Origin of the sequence: Acidaminococcus sp. AM05-11, assembly GCF_003472805.1 — a bacterium.
Classification (GTDB): domain Bacteria; phylum Bacillota; class Negativicutes; order Acidaminococcales; family Acidaminococcaceae; genus Acidaminococcus; species Acidaminococcus hominis.
Genome location: NZ_QRMX01000055.1, coordinates 2,918 through 4,751 on the forward strand (window position 1 = coordinate 2,918; position 1,834 = coordinate 4,751).

At 50.3% G+C, this 1,834-nt stretch carries 2 protein-coding genes; both read right to left on the bottom strand.

Annotated elements, in window-relative coordinates; translation table 11 throughout:
- A partial coding sequence (locus tag DW089_RS11685) for an allophanate hydrolase subunit 1 (protein ID WP_233547607.1) occupies positions 1 to 500 on the bottom strand: 500 nt, incomplete at its 3' end.
- Between the two features lie 12 nt (positions 501 to 512).
- Positions 513 to 1,700 carry an NRAMP family divalent metal transporter gene (locus tag DW089_RS11120; RefSeq protein ID WP_105326348.1) on the bottom strand — a complete coding sequence of 396 codons (1,188 nt, stop codon included), beginning with the start codon at positions 1,698 to 1,700 and terminating at the stop codon, positions 513 to 515.
- Positions 1,701 to 1,834 lie beyond the last annotated feature (134 nt).

Here is a 1,834-nt window from a genome sequence, read left to right on the forward strand (position 1 = left end):
GGCAATCCCCCAATGTAGGGGAAACCGGGAGCAAAACCAATCATGTACACCAGATAATCACCGCTAGTGTGAATTTTCACCACTTCTTCCGGCGTCATATGGTGGTACTCTGCCACATACTCCAGGTCCGGTCCAAATTCCCCGCCGTAGCAGACAGGAATCCGCACCTTTTCTGTTTCAGCAGCTTCGCTGATTTCCAGTTTTTTTAATCTCTTTTTTAATTCCATAGCTGCTTCCCGGTAGCCCTTGGACAGCACCGGATCCTCGGGCAACTGGGATTTCTGGGCCAGAACCAGGGGATCATAAAAAATGGTCACCCCCGTATAGGAAGCTTCAAATTCCTGGATACCCGGGAAGGGGTCCTCTTCCAGTGCCTTTACCAAAGCCCGGGCACAGCGCAGCAATTCCGGGTTGATGACATTTCCAAAAGACACCATAATGGCCGCCTCTCCCACAGGATGAATTTGGGCAGCCTGTAAATAGTCTTCTGCTTTATTCATGGCCTTCACTCCTTATCCCAAAAGCTGGGGCAGCATATGCAGCACGGTCTGCACGCCCATATACAGCATTACTACAAAGACAATCCAACCTGTGATAATCAACAGCTGAGAATGGTGATATTCTCCCACAATTTTCTTATTCCGGGCAGCCAGCAGCAGGGAGCCCAGGATAATGGGCAAAATCAATCCGTTCAGGGCACCTACTACTACCAGCACGGTAACCGGCCGTCCAATAAAGGAAAACACAAAGGACGATACCAGGATAAACGCAATAATCAAGTAGCGATGGTATTTTTCCAAAGTAGGGCTGAAGGTCCGGATAAAGGAAACGGAGGTGTAGGCACAGCCCACTACAGAAGTAATGGCAGCTGACCACATGACAATCCCGAAGATTTTATACCCTACATCCCCTACCGCCAACTGGAAAACAGAAGCCGGCGGGTTGGCAGGATCCAGGGTAAAGCCCTGGGCAATAACCCCCAAAGTAGCTAGGAACAGCAAAATCCGCATCAAGCTGGTAATACCAATGCCCATGAGAGAGCTGCGGTTTACCTGGTCCATATTTTCCACCCCGGAAATCCCCGCATCCAGCAGCCGATGGCCGCCGGCAAAGGTAATATAGCCGCCCACGCTGCCCCCAACCAAGGTCACAATGGACATCACGTCTATGGTATCCGGCATTACGGTCTTGGAAATGGCCAGTCCCAGAGGCGGATGGGATGTAAAGGCTACGTAGATGGTCAGCAATACCATCAGTCCCCCTACACACTGGGCAAATTTGTCCATGAGACTGCCAGCTTCCTTATTCAGGAAAATAAACACGGCAATTACTGTACTGATTAAAGCTCCTGCCACCGGAGAAATGCCAAACAGCACGTTAAGCCCCAGGCCAGCCCCACCAATATTGCCAATATTAAAGGCCAAGCCCCCGGCTACCACCAGTGCGGACACAAAATACCCCAATCCCGGCAGCACCAGGTTGGCAATATCCTGCCCTGGCTTTTTGGCTGCGGCAATAATGCGCCAAACGTTCAGTTGGGTAATGGCATGAATAATGATGGTAGCCAAAATCACGAAGCCGAAGCTGGCTCCCAATCTTCCCGTAAATACAGTGGTTTGGGTTAAAAAACCGGGCCCGATGGCAGAAGTAGCCATCAAAAAAGCAGCCCCAAGCAGAACACTCAAATTCGACTCTTTCATAACTAGGTTTCCTCCATTTCACGATTGGGTCAAAATTTAGAATGCAAACGGGTATTCCTTGGCTGCAAACCACCTTTAGCGCAGGAACGTACCAGCAGCGGCAATTTCTACGCCATTCTCAGCCAATGCCTTAC